We start from the raw sequence: 24300 nt of genomic DNA on the forward strand, positions 1-24300 counted from the left end.
CGGGGCCCGGCCCCTTCGCTGTCGGTCAGGCGTTCAGGACCTCCTGGAGGGCCGCCAGCCAGTCGTCCGCGAGGCGCTGGGCGGTGGCCCGCTCGAAGAGCTGGGTGTCGTACTTGAGGAAGGCCTTGTAGCCGTCGCCGTCCCGGTAGACCTCCAGGGCGAGGGGGTACTCGCCCGGGTAGGGCAGGTCGTCGAAGGTACGGAGGTCCAACTCGCCGGGGGCGGTGGGCGATCCGTCGGTCAGCAGGCGGGCGCCGTCGAAGTTCTGGAACAGGAAGTTGGTGCGCACCAGCGGCTCGCCGGCGTCCTGGGCGCCGCCCCGGGCCCTGGCGATCTCGGCCAGGGGGTAGGCGCCGTGCTCGATCCCGGCCAGCACCCGGCGGTGGAGCGAGCGGAGCAGCTCGGCGGTGTCGGCCGTGGCCGTGGAGCGGATCGGCAGGCAGTTCGCGAACTGGCCGACCACGTCCTGGAAGCGCTCCTCGTAGCGCGCGGCCGTGGTGACCCCGGTGATCAGGTCGCTCTGGCCCGTCGACCGGTGGAGGAGCCGGGTGTAGCCGGCGAGCAGCACGGTGGAGGCGCTGACCCGGTGCCGCTTCGCGGCCTCGGCGACCCCGGCGGCCAGCTCCCGGGGCAGCCGCAGGGTGATCGCCTCCGCCCGGGGCAGCCGCCCGGGGACGGGCGGGCGGTCGTAGGGCAGATCGAGTGCCCCGGTGGCGCCGGCCAGCTCCGCGAGCCAGTGGTCACGGTGGCGCCGGCCGCTCGGGCCGGCCAGCAACTCCTGCTCCCAGGCGACGAACTCGCCGAACTCGGCCTCCCGCAGTCGGCCCCGGCCGAGGTAGCACTCCCGCAGGGTGCGGACCAGCACCGCCGTCGAGGTGCCGTCCAGCAGGATGTGGTGCGCGGTGATCAGCAGCAGCCGGCGGCCGTCGGGGAGCGCGACCAGGTGCGTCCGGACCAGCGGGCCGGCGGCCAGGTCGAAGGGGATGCCCACCAGCGCGCGCAGCGCGGCCAGTTGGCCCGCCCGGGTGGTGGCGGTGAGCTCGATCCGGGTGTAGGACGGGCCCCGGGCCGGATCGACGTCCAGGTACGGGACGCCGTCGCGCTCGGTGATCACCGCGCCCAGCAGCGGGTGGATCCGGGACTGCTCCCGGACCGCGCGCTCCAGCGCCGCCTCGTCCGGCTCGCCGTGCACCTCGAAGAGGATCGGGAGGTGGTAGGCGATGGAGTCCGGGCAGCGCAACTGGTCCCGGTACATGGTCAGTTGGCCGCTGGCCAGCGGCCAGCTCCGGCCGGTGGCCGGGCCGGCCAGGCGGGCGCAGAGGGCGTCGACGCTCTCGGCCTCGAACAGCAGGGTGGGGGAGATCTCCTCGCCGAAGTCCTCGCGCAGGGCGTTGGTGAGCTGGAGCACGAGGATCGAGTCCAGGCCGTAGTCGGTGAGCGGGACGGAGGCGTCGATCCGCTCGGGCGGGATGCCGAGGACGGTCGCGGCCTTGGTGAGGATGAGCTCGGCCGCGGCGGGGGCGGCGGGGGCGGCGGGCACCGTTGGGGCCGGGGCCGGGGCCGCGGGCGGGGCCTCGACGGTGCGTGCGGGTGTGGGTGCGGGCGCGGGCGCGGGTGTGGGCCGGGACGGAGCCGGAGCCGGGGCCGGGGCCGGGGCCTCGGCCACCTGCTGCCGGGAGACCCCGTCGCTCTCCGCCGCGATGACCTGCTGGCCGAGCGGCAGCGCCCGCGACACCGGGAAGACGACGGTGCGGAAGCCCTCACCGGCCAGCACGTCCCGCCAGCTCTCCGGCGAGAGCGCGGGCGAGCCGGGAATCCTCAGCGACCGGTCGTCGAACAGCCACCAGCCCTCCAGCAGGCCGAAGGTCACATGGCTGAACAGGTCGAACGCCGACAGCTCGTTCAGCAGCAGCCAACCCCCGGGCCGCAGCGCCGCCTTGGCGTTGCGCAGGGTGGTGCGGGTGTCCTTGGTCGCGTGCAGCACGTTCGCCGCGATGACCAGGTCGAAGGCTCCCTCGGGGATCTCCTGCCCGGCGAGCGGCCGCTCGATGTCGAGCAACCGGCAGTCCAGATAGGGCACTTCCGGCCCGTAGGAGGCCCGGGCGTGGTTCAGGAAGGCCTTGGAGAGGTCGGTGTAGACGTAGCTGTCGATGCTCTCCCGGTACTGCCGGAGCGCCGCGAACATCCCCACGCTGGTGCCGCCGGTGCCCGCGCCGACCTCCAGCACGCGCAGCCGCGCGTCCGGCTCCCGGCGCAGCCGCTCGGCGACCAGGGCGGCGGCCGTCCTCGCCATGGCGCGGTTGAACAGGTCGGCGACCTTGTTGTTCCGGTAGCAGCCCTCCACCAGCTCCATGGAGCCGCGCGGGAACATCACGTCGGTGGGCCGGGTGCGGCCGGTCAGGATGTCCGGCAGCGCCCGGAGCATCGCCGAGGCCAGGCGCAGCTCCGCCGCCCGGTCCGGGTCCGCCGACCACCGCTCGCACTGCCGGTCCCAGCGGGCCAGCACGACGTCCACCGGATCGGCGGGCACCAGGGCCGGCTCCGAGTGCTCCCACCACCGCTCGTACTGCGGCAGGACCGCCGCGCGGTCGACGCCGGCCAGCTGCGCGGCGAGGACCTTGGCGAGCCACGGATCCCGTTCGGCCCGCCGCCACCGGACGACCTCGTCCAGCTCGGAGTCCGCCTCGTCGACGCCGGTCGGCAGCGCGCCGGGGCGCGGCAGCACGGCCGGGCCGGGCGCGGAGACCCGGGTGGCGCGGTCGAAGTTGGGCAGGGTGTTGCGCTGGTCCGTCCGGACGTAGGCGAGCTGCGGCTGCACGCCGCCCAGCAGGGCGTCGAGCGCGGCCAGCCCCTCGGGCGGCTCGATCGACACCAGCCCGACCCTGGTCATCCGCTCCCGGTAGAACTCGGAGGTCACGCTGCCGAGGCCGCCCCACCAGCCCCAGTTCATGGTGCGCACCGGGGTGTCCCAGTGCCGGCCCAGGGCGTGGGCGTAGGCGTCGCTGAAGGTGCATCCGGCGGCGTAGTTGCCCTGGCCCGCGGCGGTGGTGAAGGACTGCATGGAGGACAGCAGGACCGCGAAGTCCAGCGGCTCGCCGTCGAAGGCCTCGGCCATCGCGGTCGTCACGTCGACCTTGGCGGCCAGGGCGGCGCGCAGGTCGGCCTCGTCCATCCGGGCGAAGGTGCGGTCCCGCAGCACCAGGGCCGCCTGGACGACGCCGTGCACCCGGGGGTGGTCGCGCCGCACCTCGGCCAGGGCCCGGCGCAGCGCGGCCGGGTCACCGGCGTCGGCCTGGAGGTAGCGGACGTGCTCCGGCCCGCCGGAGGCCTGGATCCGGTCCGTGATCGAGTCGTCCTGGGCGCGGCGGCCGATCCAGGTGACGTGGGCGCCGTACTGCTCGACCACGTGCCGGGTCCACGCCGAGCCCAGCCCGCCGGCGCCGCCGATGACGACGTAGACGCCGCCCTCCCGGTACACCGGGCGCCGCGGGGCCTCGCAGGGGGCCCAGCGGCGGGACAGCCACTGACCGGTCCGCCGGACCCAGGAGTCGTCGGGGGAGTGGGCGGGCAGTTCGGTGAGGTCGGCGGGCCAGCCGGAGCCGTCCAGGTCGACCCGGCGGACGGTCCAGTGGCCGTACTCCCGGCCGAGCGAGCCGAACAGGCCGTGCAGTCCGGCGTGCGCGGGCTGGACGGCGTCGTCCGGGTGGGTGGCGAGCGCCCGGGTGGTCACCAGGGTGATGCCGAGCGGCCTGGCGTCGTAGCCCGCCGCGATCAGCGCCTTGATCAGGCGGAACGCCGCCACCACGCCGTCCTGCTGGGCGGCGGTGTAGCCGGCGGCGTCGGTGGGCGCGAGCTTGCTCTCGGGCGCGGCCCACACCAGGTGGTCGATCGGGCCGAGGCCGCGCAGCGCCGCCGTCGCCTCCTCGACGGTCGCCGAGGCGGGCAGCGGCCAGCCGAGCGCGCCGTCGACCGGGATGGGCCCGCCGACGACCAGCACGCGGTCGGCGGCGGAGGGGACGTGGGGGCCGCTCGCGGTGAACGGGTCCCAGACGGGGGCGTAGAGGGCGGGGTCGGCGGGCGGCTCGGGGCGTGCTTCGACCTGCGGTGCGGTCCGCGGTTCGGCCTTCGGTTCGGTGCGGCGGGAGCTGTAGCCGACCAGCCGCACCCGGACCTCGCCGTCCCCGTCCACCAGGTCGATGTCCAGCCGGCCGAGCGGTCCGGCCTCGATGCCCCGCACCACGGCCGTCATGACCGGCACGCAGGGGGCGAACAGGTCGAGCCGCTCCAGGGCGAACGGCACGGCGGTGTCGCGCAGTTCGGTCAGGTGCGCCGCGACGGTGGCCTGGATCGCCGAGTCCAGCAGGGCGGGGGCGAGCGCGCCGGGCTCGGCCCCGTCGGGCAGGGCCAGTTCGGCGAGCACCGTGCCGGAGCCCACGTGGGCCCGCCGGATCGCCCGCAGGGTCGGGCCGTGCTCGATGCCCATCGACCGCAGCGCCGCGTGGATCTGCTCGCCGGTCACCGTCCGCGGGCAGTGGGCGCGCAGCGCCGCGAGGTCCACCCGGGCCGGGCGCGGGGCGTCCGAGTGCGCCACCGTGCCCTCGCTGCGGACGGCCCCGCCGGTCGAGATCTCGAACCGGTGGCCGCCACGGGCGCCGGCGCGCAGGTCGACCAGGACCTCGACGCTCTCCTCGCCGACCTCCAGCGGCTGGACCCAGGTCACGTTGCTGATCCGGACCCGGTCGCCGCCCAGGGCCCGGCGGGCGAGCTCCAGGTGGGCGACGGCCGGCAGGAGGTGGCGGCCCCCCACGACGTGGTCGCGCAGCAGGCCGTCCGTACGGGAGAGGGTGAGGCGGTCGCGGCCGGCGGCGGGCCCGTGCCGGTCCCGGGCGAACGGGTACGTCGGCAGCGGGATCAGCCGGGCCGGCGGCGGGGCGGGGGCGTCGGCGGCCGGGCGGGCGGGCGCGGTGCCGTCGAGGACGGCGAGCAGCTCGGCGGTGTCGCCCGCCAGGCACGCGAAGCGGTGCTGGAAGCGCTTGCGGCCGACCCAGAGCGTGTGGGCGAGGTCGTCCAGGCGCACCGAGGGGTGGGCGCGCAGGTGCGCGGCCAGCCGGCGCCGCTGCTCGGCGAGCTGGTCCTCGGTGCGCGCCGACAGCACCACCGGCAGGTCGGCGTGCGGCGCCGGGGGCCGCTCGACCGGCGGTGCCTCCTCGATGACGACGTGGGCGTTGGTGCCGCTGGCGCCGAACGAGCTCACCACGCCGCAGCGCGGACCGCCGTCCGGCGAAGTCCAGTCGCGGGAGCGGGTGTTGACGTAGAACGGACTGCCGGCCAGCGGGACGGCCTCGTTGGCGGTCTCGAAGTTCAGCGAGGCGGGGATCCGCCGGTGCCGGAGCGCCAGCAGGACCTTGAGCACGCCCGCGATGCCGGCGGCGAACTGGGTGTGCCCGATGTTGGTCTTCACCGAGCCCAGCGCGCAGTACTCCGTCCGGTCGGTGCGGGCGCGGAAGACCCGCTCCAGGGCCCGGAACTCGATCGGGTCGCCCAGCGGGGTGCCGGTGCCGTGCGCCTCGACCAGGCCGATCCGCTCCACGTCGATGCCGCAGCGCTCGTACAGGTCGCTCATCAGGTTCTCCTGGGAGAGCGCGCTCGGGGCGGTGAGCCCGTTGGTGGCGCCGTCCTGGTTGACCCCGACGGCCCTGATCACGCCGTGGACGTGGTCGCCGTCCGCCAGGGCGTCGGCGAGCCGCTTGAGCACCACCACCCCGACGCCCTCGCCGGGGACGAACCCGTCCGCCCGGTGGTCGAAGCTGTGGCAGCGGCCGCTCGGGGACAGCATCCCGGCGCGGCCCGCGAGCCCGTAGAGCCGGGGTGTGGACTGGACGAACACCCCGCCGGCCAGGGCGATCGAGGTCTCGCCGGACCAGAGGTCCTTGCAGGCCAGGTCGATCGCCACCAGCGAGCTGGAGCAGGAGGTGTCGACGGCGATCGCCGGGCCCTTGAGGTCGAGGGCGTAGCTGACCCGGCTGGGGATCACCGAGGCCATGTTGCCCCACAGGGCCTGGGCCGGGGCGGTGTCGTCCAGCAGCTCCAGGTAGTCCCCGGCCCAGGCGCCGACGTACACGCCGCACCGGCGGTGCTCCATCCGGCCCGCGTAGCCCGCGTCCTCCAGGGCCTTCCAGGACTCCTCCAGCAGCAGCCGCTGCTGGGGGTCCATCACGGCGGCCTCGGTGCCGGAGACGGTGAAGAACATCGCGTCGAACTCGTCGATCCGGTCGAGGAATCCGCCCCGGGTGCAGGGGCTGAGTCCGTCGAGACGGAAGCGGGTGGGGTCGGTGACCAGGTCGTCGCCGTGCTCCAGGCGGGTCCACAGCTCGTCGAGCGAGGCGGCGCCCGCGAACCGGCCGCTCATGCCCACGATCGCGATCGGGCCGCGCTCCGGGTCGGCCGGGCGAGGGGCGGGGCGGACGGGGGTGGTGGGCACGGGTTCGGCGGCTGTGGGGACGGGCTCGGTGACGGTGGGGACGGGTTCGCTGGGGGCGGGGGCGGCCGTGATCACCTCCCGGTACTCGGCGAGCAGGTGGGCGGCGAGCCGGTCCACCGTGCTGTGGTCGAACACCACCGTGGTCGAAAGGTCCAGCGAGAGCGCGGTGTTGATCTCGTGGACGACCCGGACCGCGAGGATGGAGTCCAGCCCCAGGTCGGCGAAGGCCAGCCCGTCGAGGACCTCCGAGGCGTCCATCGCGAGGGCGGCGGCCACCTTGTCCCGCACCAGCGCGGGCACCAGCCGGTCGAGGTCGACCGGTTTCGGGGCGCCGACGGACGGGGGCGCGGGTATGGACGCGGGTGCCGGTGCCGGTGCCGGTGCCGCTGCGTGCACGGGTTCGGTGACGGCGACGGGCGCGGTCGCAGGCGCGGCCACGGCCATCGGCGCGGCCACGGCCACCGGCGCGGTCGCGGCCATCGGCGCGGCCTCGGCCCGGGGCAGGTCGGCGATCCAGAACCGCTCCGCCGCGAACGGGTAGGAGGGCAGCGAGAGCGTCCGCCGAGGCTCCCGGTGCAGCCGCCGCCAGTCGACGGCGACGCCGGACGCCCACAGGGCTCCGAGCTTGGCCAACTGCCCGGCGGCGGTCCACCGTTGGACGAGCAGTTCCTGCAAGTCGCCGTCCGAGGCGAGTTCCGCGAGCAGTCCGCCGGCCGACCCGGCGCTGCCCCGGTGCCCACGGCCCTCGCGCAGCGCGGCCCGCAGCTCCTCGGTGGAGGAGACCGCGACCGCGTACCGCTCGGCCATCGCCTCCCGCCCGACCTGGAGGGTGTACGCGAGGTCGGCCAGCGGGGTGCTCGGCTCACGGTCGAGGAACGCGGCCAAGCGGTCGACGGAGGCGGTCAGTTGCTCGGGCGTCCGGGCGGACAGGACGACGACCTGCGCCGCTCCGCCCTCGGTGCCGTCTGCGGGTTGCACGGGATACTCCTCGACGATCACGTGCGCGTTGGAGCCGCCGGCACCGAAGGAGGACACCGCCGCGATCCGCGGGCCGTCACTGTGCCAGGGCGCCAGCTCGCGCTGGAGCCGGAAGGGGGACGAGTCGAAGTCGATGTTCGGGTTGGGCTCTTCGGCGTGCAGCGTGGGCACCAGCTCCCGGTGTCCGAGCTGGAGCAGCACCTTGGTGAGGCCGGCCACACCGGCGGCGGCCTCCAGGTGCCCGATGCCGGACTTCACCGAGCCGATCGCGCAGTACTGGCGGTCCTCGGTGTCCTGGCGGAACGCCCCGGCCAGCCCGGCGACTTCGATCGGATCGCCCAGCTCGGTGCCGGTGCCGTGCGCCTCCACGTAGCCGACCTCCCGGGCGGAGACACCGGCCCGGTCGAGCACCTCGCGGATCAGCGCGGACTGGGCGGTCGGGCTCGGCACGGTGTAACCGGTGCTGCGCCCACCGTGGTTGACGCCGCTGGCGCGGATCAGCCCCAGCACCCGGTCCCCGTCGGCCAGCGCCCGGGACAGCGGCTTGAGCAGCACGCAGCCGGCCCCCTCGCCCGGGACGAAGCCGTGGCCGCCGGCGCCGAAGCTGCGGCAGTACCGGTCCTCCGAGAGCATGCCGGAGCGGCACAGCTCGACGTAGTCGAGCGGGTGGGAGTAGACGTTCGCGCCACCGGCGATGGCCACCTCGCAGGCGCCGGCGCGCAGTTGCTCGCAGGCCTCGTGGATCGCGGTGAGCGAGGCCGAGCACATGGTGTCCACCGTCAGGCTCGGTCCGCGCAGGTCGAGCAGGTACGAGACCCGGGCGCTCAGCGAGGCGAACGAGAGCCCGGGGACGACGAGTTCGCCCGAGGGAAGCCGGCCCGCCTCGTGCCGGGCGTGCCCGACCTTGGTGACGCCCGCGAACACCCCGACCCGGTGGGCGTGCTGTTCGGCGAGGCGCGCCCGGGTGTACCCGGCGTCCTCCAGCACCTCCCAGGCGGCCTGGACGAACAGCCGCTCCTGCGGGTCCATCGCGTACGCGTCGCGCGGGGCGATGCCGAAGAACCTCGGGTCGAAGTCCGCGAAGCCGTCCAGGAATCCGCCCCATTTGCTGTAGCTGCGCCCGGTGGCCACGGCGGTGCTGCGATCGGCCTCGAAGAAGCCGTCCAGCGGCCACCGGTCCAGCTCCCGGACGCAGTCGCGGCCGGCCCGGAGGTTCTCCCAGAACGCGTCCAGATCGGCGGCGTCCGGGTAGCGGCCGCTCAGCCCGATGACGGCGATGGGCTCGTCGGGGGCGGTGCTCGGCTGCGGCTGGGGCTGCGGTCGCGACTGCGGTCCGGGCTGCGGCTGCGACTGCGGTCCGGGCTGCGGCCGGTGGCCGGAGCCGAGCCTGGCGGCCACCGCGCGCAGGGTGGGCTGCTCGTAGAAGAGGGTCGAGGAGGCCCCGGGGTAGAACGGGGCGAGGGCGCGGTTGAGCTGGATCACCATCACCGAGTCGAGGCCGATGTCGACGAACGGGCGGTCAGGGTCGATCTCCGCCGGGCTGAGCCTGCTGACCTCGGCGAAGACCTGGCACAGGTGGTCCAGTACGTGGGTGGGCGCGGTCGCCGGGACGGGCGGAGCCGCCGGGGTGGGCGGAGCCGCCGGGGTCGGCGCCGGCGCGGGCACCGCCGCGCCGTGGTGCACCCAGACCTGGTCCGCCCCGGTGTGCCAGGCGTCGACCAGGGCGGCGAGGCCCGTCTCCGTCGGCATCGGCAGCAGCCCGCGGTCCTCCCACAGGTAGGCCCGGGTGCGCTCGTCCACGGCCATGCCGCCGTCCCGCCACAGCGGCCAGGCGACGGAGAGCGTCCGGCCGTGCCGCTGCCCCCGGGCGACGGAGGCGTTGCGGGCGGCGGCGAACTCGTCCAGGAAGGCGTTGGCGGCGGCGTAGTCGCACTGCCCCGGGTTGCCGGTGATCCCGGAGCCGGAGGAGTAGACGAGGAGGAACTCCAGGGGGCAGTGCTCGGTGGCCCGGTCGAGGTGGACGAGGCCGTCCACCTTCGCGCCGAGGACCTCCTCCCACCGCGCCGGGGTCTTGTCCGCGAGCGGGGCGTCGTGGACCACGCCGGCGGCGTGCACCACCCCGGTGACCTCGCCCGCCTCGGCGACGAGGTGGCGGACCTCCTCCCAGCGCGAGACGTCGGCCCGGACGTAGCGCGCCTCGGCGCCCGCCCGGCGCAGGTCGGCCAGCAGCGCCGACACCTGCTCGTCGGCGGGCGAGCGGCCCGCGAGGACGAGGGTGGGGCGCCGGACGTCGGCGGCGATCCGGCGGGCCGTCGCGGCGCCGATGCCGCCGGCCCCGCCGGTGACGAGGTAGACGCCGCCGTCGCGCCACGGAGGGGCGGCGGAGCCGGTGGCGGCGGGGGTGACCGGGGTCCAGGTGCGGGTCTGCCGGACGCCGTCGAGGTAGCGGACCAGGTCGTCCGCGCCGTCGGCGTTCTCCGCGACCGCCGTGGCCACCGTGGCCGGGTCGGCGGCCGTGGCGCCGTCCAGGACGATCACCTGGCCGAGGAACCGGGGGTGCTCCTTGGCCGCCGAGCGCAGCAGCCCGGCCGGGGCGGCGGTGTCGGCGACCACCTGGACCAGTACGGTGCCGTCCTCGGCCAGCAGCGAGCGGACGGTCTCCAGCAGCTTCCAGGACAGGTCGCGGAACCGGCTCTCCGGCCGCCGCTTGGCCGTCTCCAGCCGGATCGCCCCGGGGACGTCGGCGTCGACGCCGCACAGGACGACGGCACGGCGGTCGTGGCGGCGCCCGGGGGCGGCGGGAGCGGGAACGGCGGGAGCGGGGGCGGCGGGCGCCCAGCGCGGGACCGACAGGGTCGTGACGACCTCCCGGGCGGTGTCGGGCACCGTAGCCGTAGCCGTAGCCGTAGCCGCAGCCGCAACCGCAGCCAGGGCCGTAGCCGGGGCCGGTTCGGGCCGGGGGTACCAGAAGCGGTCCCGGGCGAAGGGGTAGCCGGGCAGACGGACCCGGCCGGGCGGGGGACCGTCGGTCCACTCCGACAGCCCGACGTCCTCACCCGCGATCCAGCGGGCCAGCGGGCCGGAGGCCTCGCCGCGCTCGCCGGTGGCCACGAACGCCCGGAGACGGTCCGCGAGTTCGGCCACGGACGAGACCGTCCAGCCGACCCGCTCGGCCATCTCCTCCCGGCCGGCGCGCAGGGTCCAGGCGACCGAGCGCAGCGACACCCCGTCCGAGGACTCCAGGAAGGCCAGCAGATCCCGGGCCCGGTCGGTCAGTTGCCGCTCGGTGCGCGCCGACAGCGGCACCGCCACGGCGCCGGGGGGTTCCGCCCCGCCCGGGCGGGGCGGGACGTACTCCTCGACCACCACATGGGCGTTGACGCCGCCGAAGCCGAAGCTGCTCACCCCCGCCCGCCGCGGGGCCTCCCGGCCCTCCCGGTCGCGGGGGCGGGGCCAGGGCTCGTTCTCGCGGACCAGGTGGAAGGGCCCGTCGGCGAGTTCGACGAACGGGTTGACCCGCCGCAGGTGGCGGGTCGCGGGCAGCACGCCGTGCCGGAGCGCCAGCAGCACCTTCAGCAGCCCGGCGATGCCCGCGGCCGCCTCCAGGTGCCCGATGTTGGTCTTGACGGAGCCCAGCCCGCAGCCGCCGTCGTCGCTGCGGCCGAGCCGGCGGAACGCGGTGCGCAGCGCGCGCACCTCGACCGGATCGCCGAGGGCCGTGCCGGTGCCGTGCGCCTCGACGTAGCCGATGGTGTCCGGGTCGAGGTCGCCGACGGCCGCCGTCACCAGCTCGGCCTGGGCGTCGGCGTTCGGCGCGGTGAGCGAGTTGGCCCGGCCGCCGTGGTTGTAGGCGCTGCCCCGCAGCACGCCGAGGATCGGGTCGCCGTCCCGCTCGGCCGCCGCCAGCGGCTTGAGGACCACCGCGCCGACGCCCTCGCCGCGCACGTAGCCGTTCGCGTCGGCGTCGAAGGTGCGGCACAGGCCGTCGGGGCTGAGCATCCCCGCGCGGTGGGCGCTGACGAAGGTGCCGGCGTCGAGCAGGACGTTCACCCCACCCGCGATGGCCAGTTCGCACGCGCCGGACCTGATCGCCTCCATGGCGCGGTGCACCGCCACCAGCGAGCTGGAGCAGGCGGTGTCGATCGGCTCGCTGGGGCCGCGCACGTCGAGCAGGTAGGAGATCCGGTTGGCCAGGATCGCGTGGGTGTTGCCGGTCGCGGTGAAGGCGTCCGGCCGCACCCCGCCGGTCGTGAGCAGGGTGGCGTAGTCGTTGCCGGTGACGCCGATGAACACCCCGGTGCCGGCGGGCAGTCGGCTCGGCCGCAGGGCGCTGTCCTCCAGGGCCTGCCAGACCGTCTCCAGCACCAGGCGGTGCTGCGGGTCCATCAGTTCGGCCTCGCGCGGCAGGATGCGGAAGAACGCCGCGTCGAAGGCGTCGACGTCGTCGAGGACGCCCATCCGCCGGGGGAAGTCCAGGGCGGCGATGGCCCGGCGCTGCTCCTCGTCGTAGCGGTCCAGCGGGAAGTCGGTGACGGAGTCCGTCCCGGCCAGCAGGTTCGCCCAGAACCCGGTGAGGTCGCGGGCGCCGGGGAAGCGCCCGGCCGCGCCGATCACGGCGATCGGCTCCCTCGGGTCCGTCCGGGGGCGGGCCGGCCGGGGCCGCGGTGCGGCGGCGGGCGGTGGCGGTGGCGGCGGTGGCGCCGCTACGGCGGCTGCCACGGGGACCGGGACAGGAGCCGGGACAGGAGCCGGGGCAGGGGCAGGGGAGGGCAGCGCGGCCGACACCCCGTACTCCTCGACCAGGTGGGCGCCCAGCGCCTCCAGGGTGTGGAGGTCGAAGAAGACGGCGGGGCTGACCTTGGCGCCGAACCGCTCCTCGATCTGCCGGGAGAAGGAGACCAGCGAGATGGAGTCGAAGCCGAACTCGTCCAGACCGGTGCGGGGGTCGAGTTCCCCGGGTTCGAACTTCAGCAGCCCGGCGGCGATCTCGCGCAGCCCGTCCACGACCCCGGAGGACCCCGCCGGGTCGGGTCGGTCGGGTCGGAGGGACGGGACGGACGGCATGGCCTGAGCGCCCTGGTGGCGGCCGGAGGCCGGGGCCGTTCCCCCGGTGCCGCAGCGGACGCCGTCCAGCACCCCGAGGACCTCGCCGGAGCCGTCGGCCAGCACGATCCGGTCGTCGCCGAGGACGACGTGGGCCACCGGCACGCCGGCCCGGACGGCGACCGCCCCGATCCGGTGCGGCGCGAAGCGCGGCCAGTCGGCCTCCCCGGCCCGGCGCGCCCGCCACTGCACGCCCAGGGCGATCGCGGCGAGCACGGACGGCTCGACGCTCACGTTCCGCCGGACGTGGTCCTGCTGGAACTCGGGGCCGGACAGGTGCAGGACGCTCGCCCCGTCCGGGGCGGCGGACACCCCGTCGACGGCGCAGGAGGCGGGCCGGGGCACGACGCCGCCCTCGGCCAGTTCGGCCAGGAAGCCCGCCCGGTCCAGCACCGGCCGCAGCCCGGCGAGGTCGACCCGCCCGGTGGGCGCGGTGCCCGCCCGGACGGTGAACTCCACGGCCGGCGGTCCGTCCCCGGCCCGCACCACGCCGTGGCCGTCGGCGAACTCGGTGACCAGGCGGTCGGTGGCCGCCCAGTCGACCGGCCGCAGCACCCGCAGGTCGTGGACGGCCGGCTGGTCGGCGAACCCGGTGACCTTCGCGGTGGCGAGCGCGAGGTCCACGGCGAAGGTGGGCACCACGACGGGCACCCGGTCCTGACGGTAGGTGTAGTCCTGGAGGTCGTCGAGCCGGACGTCGGCGCGGTAGCGCAGGCCGCGCACGTCGGACTCGTTGCGGCCCAGGAACGGGTGCAGCCGCTCCCGGAAGGCGAGCGGGGCGAGCACGGACGGCGCGTCCGGGTCCTGCTCGACCCAGCAGCGCACCTTCTCGAAGGGGTACGGGGGCAGCGGGACCCGGCGGGCGGACGTCAGCCGCTCCCAGTCGACGCCGCGGCCCGAGAGCCAGGTCCGGACCGGCTCCTGGTCCGGGACGTCCCGGCGGCCCGCCAGCCAGCCGTCGACGGCGGCCAGGGCGCCGGCCCGGTCGGAGGCCACGAAGGCCCAGCGGTACGGCAGTTCGTTCTTGCCCACCCGCAGGGTGAAGGCGATGTCGGGCAGGTCGGCCTCGGCGGCCCGGGCCAGGTGGTCGCGGAAGACGGCCAGGTAGCGCCCGAGGGCGGCCTCGTTCATCGCGGAGAACACGAACACCTGCTCGCCGAACGGCTCCCGGCGGGGCGGTCGCGGCGGGTACTCCTCCAGGATGATGTGGGAGTTCATGCCGCCGGCCCCGATCGAGGTGAGGCCGGCCCGGCGCGGATGGGTGACCTGCCGGCCGTCGACCGTGGTGACGACCGGCTGCCAGTCGGCCAGGGTCTGCTGGACCCGGAACGGCGTGTCCGCGAAGTCGATGTCCGGGTTGAGCTCCTCGCTGTGCAGGGAGGGCACCAGCTTGCCGTGCCGCAGCTGGAGCAGCACCTTCGCCAGGCCCGCCATCCCGGCGGCGGCGAGCAGGTGGCCCAGGTTGGCCTTGACCGACCCGAGCGCGCAGAACTGCCGGTCCCCGGTGGACTTCCGGTACGCCGAGGTGAGGGCGCGCACCTCGATCGGGTCGCCCAGGGCGGTGCCCGAGCCGTGGCCCTCGACGTAGTTGATCGTCCTCGGGTCGATCCCGGCGTCCTCGACGGCCTTCTCGACCGCCCGGGCCTGCATGGCCGGGCTCGGCACGGTGAAGCCGTTGCGCACACCGGCGTTGGACAGGGCGGTGCCCTTGATCACGGCGTACACGTGGTCGCCGTCCCGCTCCGCGTCGGCCAGCGGCTTGAGCACCACCGCGCCGACGCCCTCGCCCAGGATGGTGCCGTCCACGCCGACGCCGAAGCTGCGGATCACGTCGGAGGTGCCGGTGGTGAAGTGCTCCTCCGAGGAGGTGATCAGGTTGTACGGGTGCAGCAGCAGGTTGATGCCGCCCGCGACCACCATCCGGCACTCGCCCGCCCGCAGCATCTGCACGCCCTGGTGGACGCAGGTCGAGGAGGCGGAGCACATGGTGTCCAGGAAGATCGACGGCCCGGTCAGGCCGTAGAAGTAGGACAGCATGTTCGGGATCGTCCCGGTGTAGCTGCCGCTCTGCGGGGCGCCCCGGGTGAGGCTGTTCTGGAAGCCGTACAGGTTGTAGTGGTTGCTCATGGTGCCGACCAGCACGCCGACGTCGCCCTGGTAGCGGCGGCGGATCGTCTCCCGGGAGTAGCCCGCGTCCTCCAGGGCCTGGACGCCGGCCTGGAGGAACAGCCGGACCTCCGGGGACATCTGCTCGGCCTCGCGCTTGGAGATCCGGAAGTACCGGGGGTCGAAGGCGTCGATGTCGCGCAGGAAGGTGCCGGTGCGGATCACGCTCTTGCCGCGCACGGAACGGTCGCTGTCGTGGACGACCCGGTGGTCCCAGCGCTCGGCGGGGATCTCCTCGAAGCTGTGCCGGCCGCTCTCCAGCAGCTCCCACAGCTCGTCGAGGGTGTCGGCGCCGGGGTAGCGGCCGGAGACCCCGATGATCGCGATGTCGTGCCGGTCGTCGCGGGCGTTCGAGCCACCGGACGCGGAGCGGGGCGCGCTCTCCACCGACGGCTCCGGCTCGGCCTCGGCCTCGGGCTCGGCCTCGGCCTCGGGCTCCGGCGTCGCCTCGCCGAGGACGGCCGCCAGCTGCTCCCGGCGGGTCTCCACGAAGTGGGCGGCGACGTCGGCGATGTTCAGGTACTCGAAGAAGATCGTCTTGGAGAGCGGCCCGAACAGCTTCTCCAGTTCGGTGGTCACCCCCATGATGCTCAGCGAGTCGATGCCGTACTCGATCAGGTCGGTGGCCGGGTCGAGGTGCTCCGGGGGGTGGCGCAGGACGTCGGCGACGATCCGGCGCAGCAGCTCCTCGGTCCGCGCGGTCAGGTCCCCGGTGCCGGTGCCGGTGCCGGTGCCGGTGCCGCCGCCGGTGACCGCCGGGGCCGCGGGGGCCGGAACGGCGGCGGGCCGGGCCGCGAGGGTGGCGCCCGCGCCGTAGCCGATGACGAGGTGGGCCGGGGCGCCGGCGCCCAGCGCCAGGCCGAGGGCGCGCAGCCCCGCCTCGGTGGGCAGCGGCTCCCAGCCCCGCTCGCGGCGCATCGCCTCCCGCCCGGCCGCGTCCATCGCCATGCCGCCCTCGGCCCACAGCGGCCAACTCACCGAGACGGTGAGGCCGCTGCGCTCCCCGGCCTCGACCAGGGACCGCCGGTGCCCGGCGAAGGCGTCCAGGAAGGCGTTGGCCGCGGCGTAGTCGGACTGGCCGGGGTTGCCGTAGACCCCGGCGACCGAGGAGAACAGGACGAAGTGGTCCAGCGCGAGGTCGCGGGTGGCGGCGTCCAGGTTGAGCGTGCCGCGGATCTTCGGCGCGGTCACCGTGCGGACGTCGGCCAGGTCCTTACGCACCAGGTACTGGTCGCGCAGCAGGCCGGCCGCGTGGACGACGCCGTGGAGCGCGCCGTGGTCGCGCAGGATCGTCTCGACGGCGGCGCGCACCTCCTCGGCGTCGGTGACGTCCACCGGCAGGTAGTGGGCGTCGACGCCGTCGGCGCGCAGGGCGTCGAGCGAGCCGGCCGCGGACCGGCCGCTGAGCACGACGGTGGCCTGGGCCCGGCCGAAGTAGCGGGCCACGTGCGGACCGAGGCCGCCGAGGCCGCCGGTGACCCAGTACACCCCGCCGGTCCGCAGGGGCGGCACGGCAGGCCCCGCGCCGAGCGGCGTCTCCACGGGCTCCAGCACCTGCCGCACGCCGTCGGCGCGGCGGCGCACCTCGCTGCCGGCGCCGTCGTCGGCGCACTCCTCGGCGACGATCCGCTCGATCGCGGCCGGGTCCGCGGCCGCCAGGCCGTCCACCCGCACCACCCGGCCGGACACCAGCGGGTTCTCCGCCGCGACGGTGCGGAACAGGCCGGCGAGCGGCCGGTGGAAGTGCGCCGGGACACGGCCGTCCACCAGCACCACGAACCGCTGCTCGGTGGTGGGCCGGGAGGTCAGCACCGCCCGGACGGCCGCGAACACCGCGTCCGTCACGGCGTCGACGCCGTCGGCCGGGGCGGCGGGGGCGATCTCCGGCAGCTCGGGGGTGTGGGCGGTGCGGGGGGTGGTGCCGGGGGCGGCCGGGCGGTCGGTCCACCGGGTGGTGGCGGTCACCACGCCGCCGGCCGCGCCGCCGGGGCCAGGGGTGGCGCGCTGCGCCAGCCCCCGGAGCGTTGCGTGCACCACGCCCTCGCGGTCGCACAGGTCGATGTCGAAGGTGGCCACGGCGCCCGAGCCGCCGCTGCGCCGTACCCACGCCCAGCTCTCGGCCGGGCACGGGCGGTGGACCAGGACCTCGTCCAGGGCCAGCGGGAGCGTCGGACCGGACGGGTCGTCCATCAGCGAGACGGAGACCTGGAAGGCCGCGTCCAGCAGGCTCGGCGGCAGCAGGTGCCCGCCGCCCTCGGGCTCGGTCGCCCGGATGCGGGCGAGCGCCAGGCCCGCGCCGGTGCGCAGCTCGCGCAGGGCGCGCATGGCCGGGCCGTACTCCAGGCCCTGGGCGCGCAGCCGCCGGTGGACGTCCGCCGGCTCGGCCCGGTCCGGGCAGGAGGCGCGCAGTGCGTCCAGGTCGAGCGGGGCCGGCGGCGCGGGCGGGACGAGTTCGGCGCGGCCGGTGGCGTGGAGCGTGCCGTCCAGCCGGAACCCGACGGCGATCTCCTGCTCCCCGGGCGTCAGTTCGACCAGGACGTCGACGGGTTCGCCGTCGACGGTCACCGGCCGCAGCCACGCCAGGTCGCGCAGCCTCACGGTGCCCGGCGCGGCGGCGGCCGAGAACTCGACGGCGGCCCGGGCCATCTCGACGTAGGCGGCGGCGGGCAGCACCCGGCGGCCGGCGACCCGGTGGTCGTCGAGGAAGGGCTCGGCGCCGGTGAAGGTCGAGGTGTAGCGCTGCTGCGCCAGGTCGGAGGTGTTGCGGTGGACGAGGGGGTGCAGCTGCCCGGGCGCGCCGACCGGCTCCGGGACGCGGTACCAGTGCCGGTCCCGGGCGAACGGGTAGGTGGGCAGCCGCACCCGGTGGGCGCCGGGGTGGTGCGGCCACCGGGCCTCGCCGCCGGCCAGCCAGTCCTCCACCGCCGCGATGACCTCCGGCCCGGCGCCGGCCGGGTCGGCGTGGGAGCCGGCCGGGAGCGCGCCGGTGGCGAGCGACTCCAGGGCGGCGAGGAGCTGCTCGCGGTCCGCGACGACCAGCGCCGCCCGGACGGCCAGCGGTTCGCGGCCCACCCGCAGGGTGTGGGCGATGTCGGCCAGGCCCTGGCGCGGCCGCAGCGCCGACTCCGGCGCGAGCAGGTGCTCGCGCAGCTGCCCGGCCAGCGCGCGCAGCCGCTCGGGGGTGCGCGCGGACAGCGGGACGACGTACGGGCCCGGGCCGTCGGAGGGCGCGGGGCGGTGCGCCGGTTCCTCCAGCAGCACGTGGGCGTTGGTCCCGCCGAACCCGAAGGAGCTGACGCCGGCCCGGCGCGGCGCGCCGTCGGGGGCGGGCCAGGGCCGGGTGCCGTCCACGACGTAGAAGGGGCTGCCGTCCAGGGTGATCAGCGGGTTCAGGGCCTGGAAGTTGACGGTGGTGGGCAGGGTGCCGGCCGCCATGGCGGCGACCACCTTGACCACGCCGGCCACCCCGGCGGCGGACTCCAGGTGCCCGATGTTGGTCTTGATCGAGCCGATGCCGGTGGTGCCCGGGCTCGGTTCGGTGCCCGCGGCCTCGTGCAGGCTGCGGAAGGCGCGCTTGAGGCCGACGACCTCGATCGGGTCGCCGACCGGGGTGCCCGGCCCGTGGGCCTCGATGTAGCCGACCGTCTGCGGTGCGACGCCGGCGCGGGTGTAGACGTCCTCGATCAGCGCGGCCTGGGCGGTCGGGCTGGTCACGGTCAGCGAGTTGGTGCGCCCGCCGTGGTTGGTGCCGACGCCCCTGATCACCCCGTGGACCGGGTCGCCGTCCGCGATCGCCCGCGCGAGCGGCTTGAGCAGCAGGACCGCCCCGCCCTCGCCGCGCACGAAGCCGTCGGCGTCCTGGTCGAAGGCGTGGGCCCGGCCGGTGGGGGAGAGCATGCCGGCCTTGCTGAAGGCCACGAAGAGCTTCGGGGACCAGCACAGGTTCACTCCGCCGGCCAGCGCCAGGTCGCAGTCGCCGTTGTTCAGGGCGGTCACGGCCTCGTAGAGCGAGACCAGGGAGCTGGAGCAGGCGGTGTCGTTGGCGATGCTCGGGCCGTGGAGGTCGAAGTAGTAGGACAGCCGGTTGGCGACGATCGAGTAGGCCGTGCCGGTGGGCAGGTAGGCGTCGGTCGCGACGCCGTCGCGTTCGATGAGTTCGGCGTAGTCGGCGTGGCACAGGCCCATGAAGACGCCGGTGCGGCTGCCCGCGAGGTCCGCGGCGCGGTAGCCCGCGTCCTCGATGGCCTTCCAGGCGAGTTCGAGGGCGATCCGCTGTTGCGGGTCCATCGTCTCGGCCTCGCGCGGGGAGATGTTGAAGAAGGCCGCGTCGAAGCGGTCGGCGTCCTCGATGAAGCCGGCCCAGATGCTGTTGGTGCGTTCGCCGCCGCTGCGGGGGTCGCCGAAGTAGCGCTCCTTGGACCAGCGTTCGGCCGGGACCTCGGTGATCAGCGAGCGGCCGGCGGCGAGGTGGTCGAAGAGGTCGGGGAGGGTGTCGGCCCCGGGGAAGCGCAGGGCGAGCCCGATGATGGCCGTGCCGTCGGTGGTCACCGGGTCTCCTTCACGGTCGGGACGGCGCGGCGCCGGTCCACGGTCACCTTCAGGTCGAGCGCCCCGGCCGGGGCGCCGCCGGCGCGGCCGGCTCCTTCGAGCACGAACTGCCGGTGCAGCACGGCGGTGGTGAGCAGGTAGACGAAGGCCTGGTCCTCCTTGGTGCTCACCTCCTCGACCGGCGCGGTCAGGACCCGGTCCGTCAGGCGGCGGGCGAACCGCTGGTCCAGGAAGTCGAGCTTGCCCAACTCGGCATCCGACAGGAGCAGTTCGAGGTAGTCCGGGCGGCTCTCCTTGAACGCCTCGCTGCCCGGGGCGCGGTAGGGCTGCTTGGGGCGGTCGGTGGTCCAGCGCGGCAGCTCGGCGCGGAACGCCCGCTTCAGCAGGGCCTTCTCGTTCCACCCGTCGTCGAAGCGGAGGTTGACCGAGGCGGCGGCCCGGACGACCGCCGGGTCGAGGAACGGGCAGCGGTTCTCCACGCTGTGCGCCAGCGCGACGCGCTCGCCCTGGGTGGAGAGGAGGAAGCCGGGCAGCAGGGTCTTGTACTCCAGCCACTGGGCCTTCTGCACCGCGGACATGGCCGGGTAGCCGGGCGTCCGGGCGACCAGGTCGAGCAGGCCGGCGAACGGGTCCTCCCGGGAGGCGAGCAGCCGGGCCGCGAACCTGCCGTTCTGGTAGCGCAGTTCGTGGGAGAACAGGCCGGGCATCCGCTCGGTGGCGAACTGCTGGTACAGGCCGAGCAGATGGCCCTGGTGGGCGGGGCCGAAGTGCGCCAGCTCGGGGTGCAGGGTGGCGAGCGCGGCGCGGCGCCCCTCGTCGTCGAGTCCGTGCCAGCGCTCGCGCAGCATGGTCTCGCGGAACAGCGAGTAGCCGAGGAAGGCCTCGTCGGAGCCCTCGCCGCTGAGCACGGTCTTGATGCCGGCGTCCCGGACGTGGCGGGAGAGCAGGAACATCGGGACGAAGGAGGTCCGGAAGGCGGGCACCTCGGCGTGGTACACCGCCGCCGGAAGGTTGCCGGCGATGTCCGCGCCGGTGACCGGGACGGCGAGGTGCTCGGTGCCCAGGTGCTCGGCGACCAGGAGCTGGCTGTCGGACTCGTCGAAGTTCTTGTCCCGGAAGGCCACCGAGAAGGTGCGCACCTGGTGGCGGGACAGCCGGGTGGCGAGGCTCGTCACCACGGAGGAGTCCAGGCCGCCGCTCAGGTAGACGCCGACCTCGACGTCGGAGCGCAGCCGCAGCTCCACCGCGGTGCGCAGGCTCTCCCGGACGAACTCGACGGCCTGCGCCTCGGTGCCGGTGAAGCCCGGGACGTCGAAGCCGAGTTCCTCGTACGCGCGCAGCGAGCGCCGGTCCCCGTCGACCTCCAGGTAGGAGCCCATCGGCAGCTGGTGGACGCCGGCGAAGGGCGTGCGGTCGGGCAGCGGCGTCCACACGGCGTAGATGGCGGCGAGGTCCTGCGGGGAGAGCTCGAAGCGGAAGCCGGGGAAGGCGCCGAAGGCCTTCATCTCGGAGGCGAACAGGAGCGCGCCGTCGTGCTCGGCGTAGTACAGCGGGCGCTTGCCGTAGCGGTCCCGGGCCAGGACGAGCCGGCCGGTCACGGTGTCCCTGATCGCGAGCGCGAACGGGCCGTTGAAGCGGGCGAAGCAGTCGGCGCCCCACTGGATCCAGGCCTGGAGGGCGACCTCGGTGTCGGAGTGGTCGGTGCGGAAGGGGCGGCCGAGGGCCTCCAGCTCCGCGCGCAGCTCGATGTGGTTGTAGATCTCGCCGTTGAAGCAGATCCAGTGGCGCTCGCCCGGGTCCGCCATCGGCTGGGCGCCGTCGGCGGGGTCGACGATCGCCAGCCGGACGGCGCCCATGGCGAGCCCGTCGTCCAGGTAGTAGCCGGCCTGGTCCGGTCCGCGGTGGCGGATGGTCGACAGCATCGAGGTGATCACCTCGGCGGCCGATCGGGACAGCGGCGGCGCCGAGAGGAACCCAGCCAGTCCGCACATGAATGGTTCCCCCTAGATTCCGGCGAGCTTCTTCTGGATGAATTCGTCGATCGCGTTGAGCGAGACGAGGACGTCCATCAGGATCTCGTCGGCGTCGAGGGTGATGGAGAACTCGGTTTCCAGGAACCGCATCATCCTCACGTAGCCGAAGGAGTCGATGACGCCGGCCTTGAACAGGTCGGTGTCGGGGGTGATTTCCTCGTCGAACTCGAAGAGGAAGCGGTCTTCCAGGTAATTCCGGATGGTTTCCGTCGTCGATTCCATCGTTCAGGCTCCAGAGGTGATGGCGTGGACCATGCGGGTGAGGGCGGTGCCGCCGATCTCGGTGAACTCCAGCGGGTCGTCCGGGTCGAGCAGGCTCCGGACGCAGTCGGTCCAGCGCACCGGGGTGACGAGTTGGTCGGCGAGCAGCCGGGCGGTCTCGTGCGCCCGGTGGGGCCGGGCGGTGACATTGGAGACGACCGGCGTCGTGGGTTCGGCGAAGGTGAAGCCGGTGAGGTACTCGGCGAAGCGCACCCGGGCCGGCTCCATGTAGCGGGAGTGGAAGGGGGCGCTCACCCGGAGCCGGGCCACCCGGACGCCGGCCCCCTCCAGGCAGTCGAGCGCGGCGGCCAGCACCGGCGGGGTGGCCGCGATGACCAGCTGGGAGGGGGTGTTCAGGCCGGCGATGTCGACGCCGTCGACGCCGTGGTCGGCGAGGATCTTCAGCAGGCGCTCCTCGGGGGTGTCCAGCACGGCGGCCATGCCCCCCTCGGAGGCCGCGGCCATCAGCTCGCCGCGCTTGGCGACCAGCCGGAGGCCGGTCTCGAAGTCGAAGACCCCGGCGGCCAGCAGGGCGTTGTACTCGCCGAGGCTGTGCCCCAGGTAGCAGTCGGCCCGGCGCTCCTCCCGGTGGGTGTGCTCGAAGCCGTGCAGGGCGTTGACGACGAAGATCGCCGGCTGGGTGTACTCGGTGCGGGAGAGCAGGCCGTCCGGGTTCTCGGTGCACAGGGCGGCCAGGTCGTATCCCAGCAGGTCGGAGGCGAAGGCGACCAGCCCGGGGTAGCGGGCGAAGACCTCGGCGCCCATTCCCTTGTGCTGGCTGCCCTGGCCGGCGAAGAGCATGGCGAACACGGCGTTCCTCCGACTTCGTCGCGGGGGTGGGGAGAGGGGTGGCGCGGCGGGCCGGCGCTCTCACGGACGGCCGGCCGAGACCACCGATCTGAGGACGTTCAGGACCGCCCGGCCGCGTCGGCCGAGGGCGAGGGAGGGCGCGACGGCCACCCCGAGCCGGGCGGTCGGCGCCGGGTCCGCGAGCTCCACCGCGCGGATCCGGCCGCCCTCCAGGGTGGCGGCCCGGTGGGTGCGCTGGTAGGCCAGGGTGAACCCGCACCCGGCGGCCACCAGGCCGCGGACGGTCTCCGGGCCGGCCGCGGTGATCACCGGTGGCGGCGGGACGCCGGCCTCGGCGAAGGCCTTCTCGAAGTGGAGCAGCAGCGGCGGGTCGTCGGGGGCGACGAAGGGGCGGTCGGCGAGGCGGGCCAGCGGGACGGGGTCGGCCCGGCCGACCGGGGCGTCGTGCGGGGCGCCGTCCGGGCCGTCGTCCGGCAGGAGGGCGTGGAGGCGCAGCTCGGCCAGCGGGACGAACCGGCAGCCACCGCTCAGGAAGTCGTAGGTGACGGCCAGTTCGCACTGCCCCTCGCTGAGCAGGGCGAGCAGCGGGTCGGCCCGCTCCTCCCGGGTGCTCAGCCGCAGCCCGGCGTGGCGCCGCGCGGTGATCCGGTGGGTCGGCGGCAGCAGGAACGGGGCCAGCGCGGTGAGGAACCCGATGCCGATCCGTCCTTCGAGGCCGCCCGCCAGGGCGTCCCCCTGTTCCTGGAGGTCCCTGGCCTGTCCCAGCAGCGCCCGGGCGCCGAGCAGGAGGTGGCGCCCGTCGGGGGTGAGGGAGACGCCGCGGGCGTGGTGGCGCAGCAGCAGTTGGACGCCGAGTTGGCGTTCCAGCCGGATGATGGCCGAGGAGACGGTCGATTGCGAGGCTCGGAGCTTTTCGGCGGCTTCCGAGATGTTGCCGAGTTCGGCGGATTCCACGAAATAACGCAGTTGGGTGAGGCTGAAGTCCAGTCGGTCGGTCATTCTTCACGTCCGGAGAAAGCTGTCGGGCGGTATCCGGGAACGGCTTGTGTCGTGAACGTGTCAAGCGCGTAAAAAGCGCAGCCCCCGGGCGTTTTCCAGCCCTTGGGTATGCGTCGGAAGGTGGAACACGGAGCGAAGTGCTTCGCTCACCATAGGCGACAGGTTGACGATGGAACAAGGTCGCCCCCGGGGCCCTGTTGTGAAGGACTCGCGGGCGCAAACGGTGGGCCGGCCTCCGGTCGTACGACCACGGCCGGTCCCGCCAACTAGGATGCCTGGGTCACCGGAAGGGGCCCGAGCCCGCCACCGGTGAGCCAGGTGACGGCGAGACGAGGGAGCACCCGTGCCCAGCCAGCGGTCCATCAACGAGGCCGAGAGGCTCGTCCAGGCGAAGCTCGGCGGCAGCCCGATCCGCCGGGAGCGGATGGCCGCGGTGGCCAACATCTACCGGGCCGCCTCCGCCGTGCGCCAGCACCTGGAGAACTCCGTCCTGCGGGGCTCGGACCTCACCTGGACGGCCTTCGTCGTCCTCTGGGTGGTCTGGGTCTGGGGCGAGTCCGAGACCCGGCACGTCGCCGAGGAGGCCGGCATCTCCAAGGGCACGCTGACCGGTGTCTCCCGCACCCTGGAGTCGCGCGGCCTGCTGCGCCGGGTCGACCACCCCACCGACGGGCGGCTGGTCCTCCTCGTGCTCACCGAGCGGGGCGAGGAGTTCATGCGCGAGGTGTTCCCGGCCTTCAACGACGAGGAGTCGTTCGTCACCTCCCGGCTCTCCGACGAGGAGTGCGTCAGCCTCGCCGACGGGCTGCGGCGGGTGGTGCTCCAGGTCGAGGAGCACGGCGAGGAGCGCCGCCGCTCGCTGCTGAACGGCGAGGAGCCCGCCCCGCGCCGCAGCGGCCGGCGGCCCGCCCGCAGCTGACC

The 24300-nt window shown here is 75.0% G+C and carries 6 protein-coding genes; 1 reads left to right on the forward strand and 5 read right to left on the reverse strand.

Annotated features, from left to right (window positions below; genetic code table 11):
* Positions 1-25: 25 nt before the first annotated feature.
* From ACZ55U_RS03845 to ACZ55U_RS03865, 5 genes are all read right to left on the reverse strand, one after another.
* Entirely contained in the window at positions 26-19276 is a 19251-nt protein-coding gene (locus ACZ55U_RS03845) for an SDR family NAD(P)-dependent oxidoreductase (protein ID WP_465522083.1), read from the reverse strand.
* Entirely contained in the window at positions 19273-21267 is a 1995-nt protein-coding gene (asnB, locus tag ACZ55U_RS03850) for an asparagine synthase (glutamine-hydrolyzing) (protein ID WP_465522084.1), read from the reverse strand. Before asnB ends, ACZ55U_RS03845 begins: the two co-directional genes overlap by 4 nt.
* A gap of 12 nt (positions 21268-21279) precedes the next feature.
* Entirely contained in the window at positions 21280-21531 is a 252-nt protein-coding gene (locus ACZ55U_RS03855; RefSeq protein ID WP_465522085.1) for an acyl carrier protein, read from the reverse strand.
* A 3-nt stretch (positions 21532-21534) separates the two neighbouring features.
* Positions 21535-22371: an ACP S-malonyltransferase gene (locus tag ACZ55U_RS03860; protein WP_465522232.1), complete on the reverse strand. Its 837-nt coding sequence runs from the start codon at positions 22369-22371 to the stop codon at positions 21535-21537.
* 69 nt (positions 22372-22440) lie between these two features.
* Positions 22441-23379 (reverse strand): LysR family transcriptional regulator, encoded by a 939-nt coding sequence (locus tag ACZ55U_RS03865; protein ID WP_465522087.1) that lies wholly within the window; start codon positions 23377-23379, stop codon positions 22441-22443.
* A gap of 343 nt (positions 23380-23722) precedes the next feature.
* Here ACZ55U_RS03865 and ACZ55U_RS03870 point away from each other — a divergent pair, with 343 nt between their 5' ends.
* Complete coding sequence (locus ACZ55U_RS03870) at positions 23723-24298, forward strand: MarR family winged helix-turn-helix transcriptional regulator (protein WP_465522089.1); 576 nt, start codon at positions 23723-23725, stop codon at positions 24296-24298.
* Positions 24299-24300: the final 2 nt, after the last annotated feature.

The sequence above is a fragment of the Kitasatospora sp. NPDC034533 genome, from assembly GCF_055575155.1.

Coding starts and splice junctions, on each gene's coding strand:
- ACZ55U_RS03860 (WP_465522232.1), bottom strand. CDS start 22,371: ATGCTCTTCGCCGGCCAGGGCAGCCAGCACAAGGGAATGGGCGCCGAG.
- ACZ55U_RS03855 (WP_465522085.1), bottom strand. CDS start 21,531: ATGGAATCGACGACGGAAACCATCCGGAATTACCTGGAAGACCGCTTC.
- ACZ55U_RS03865 (WP_465522087.1), bottom strand. CDS start 23,379: ATGACCGACCGACTGGACTTCAGCCTCACCCAACTGCGTTATTTCGTG.
- asnB (WP_465522084.1), bottom strand. CDS start 21,267: ATGTGCGGACTGGCTGGGTTCCTCTCGGCGCCGCCGCTGTCCCGATCG.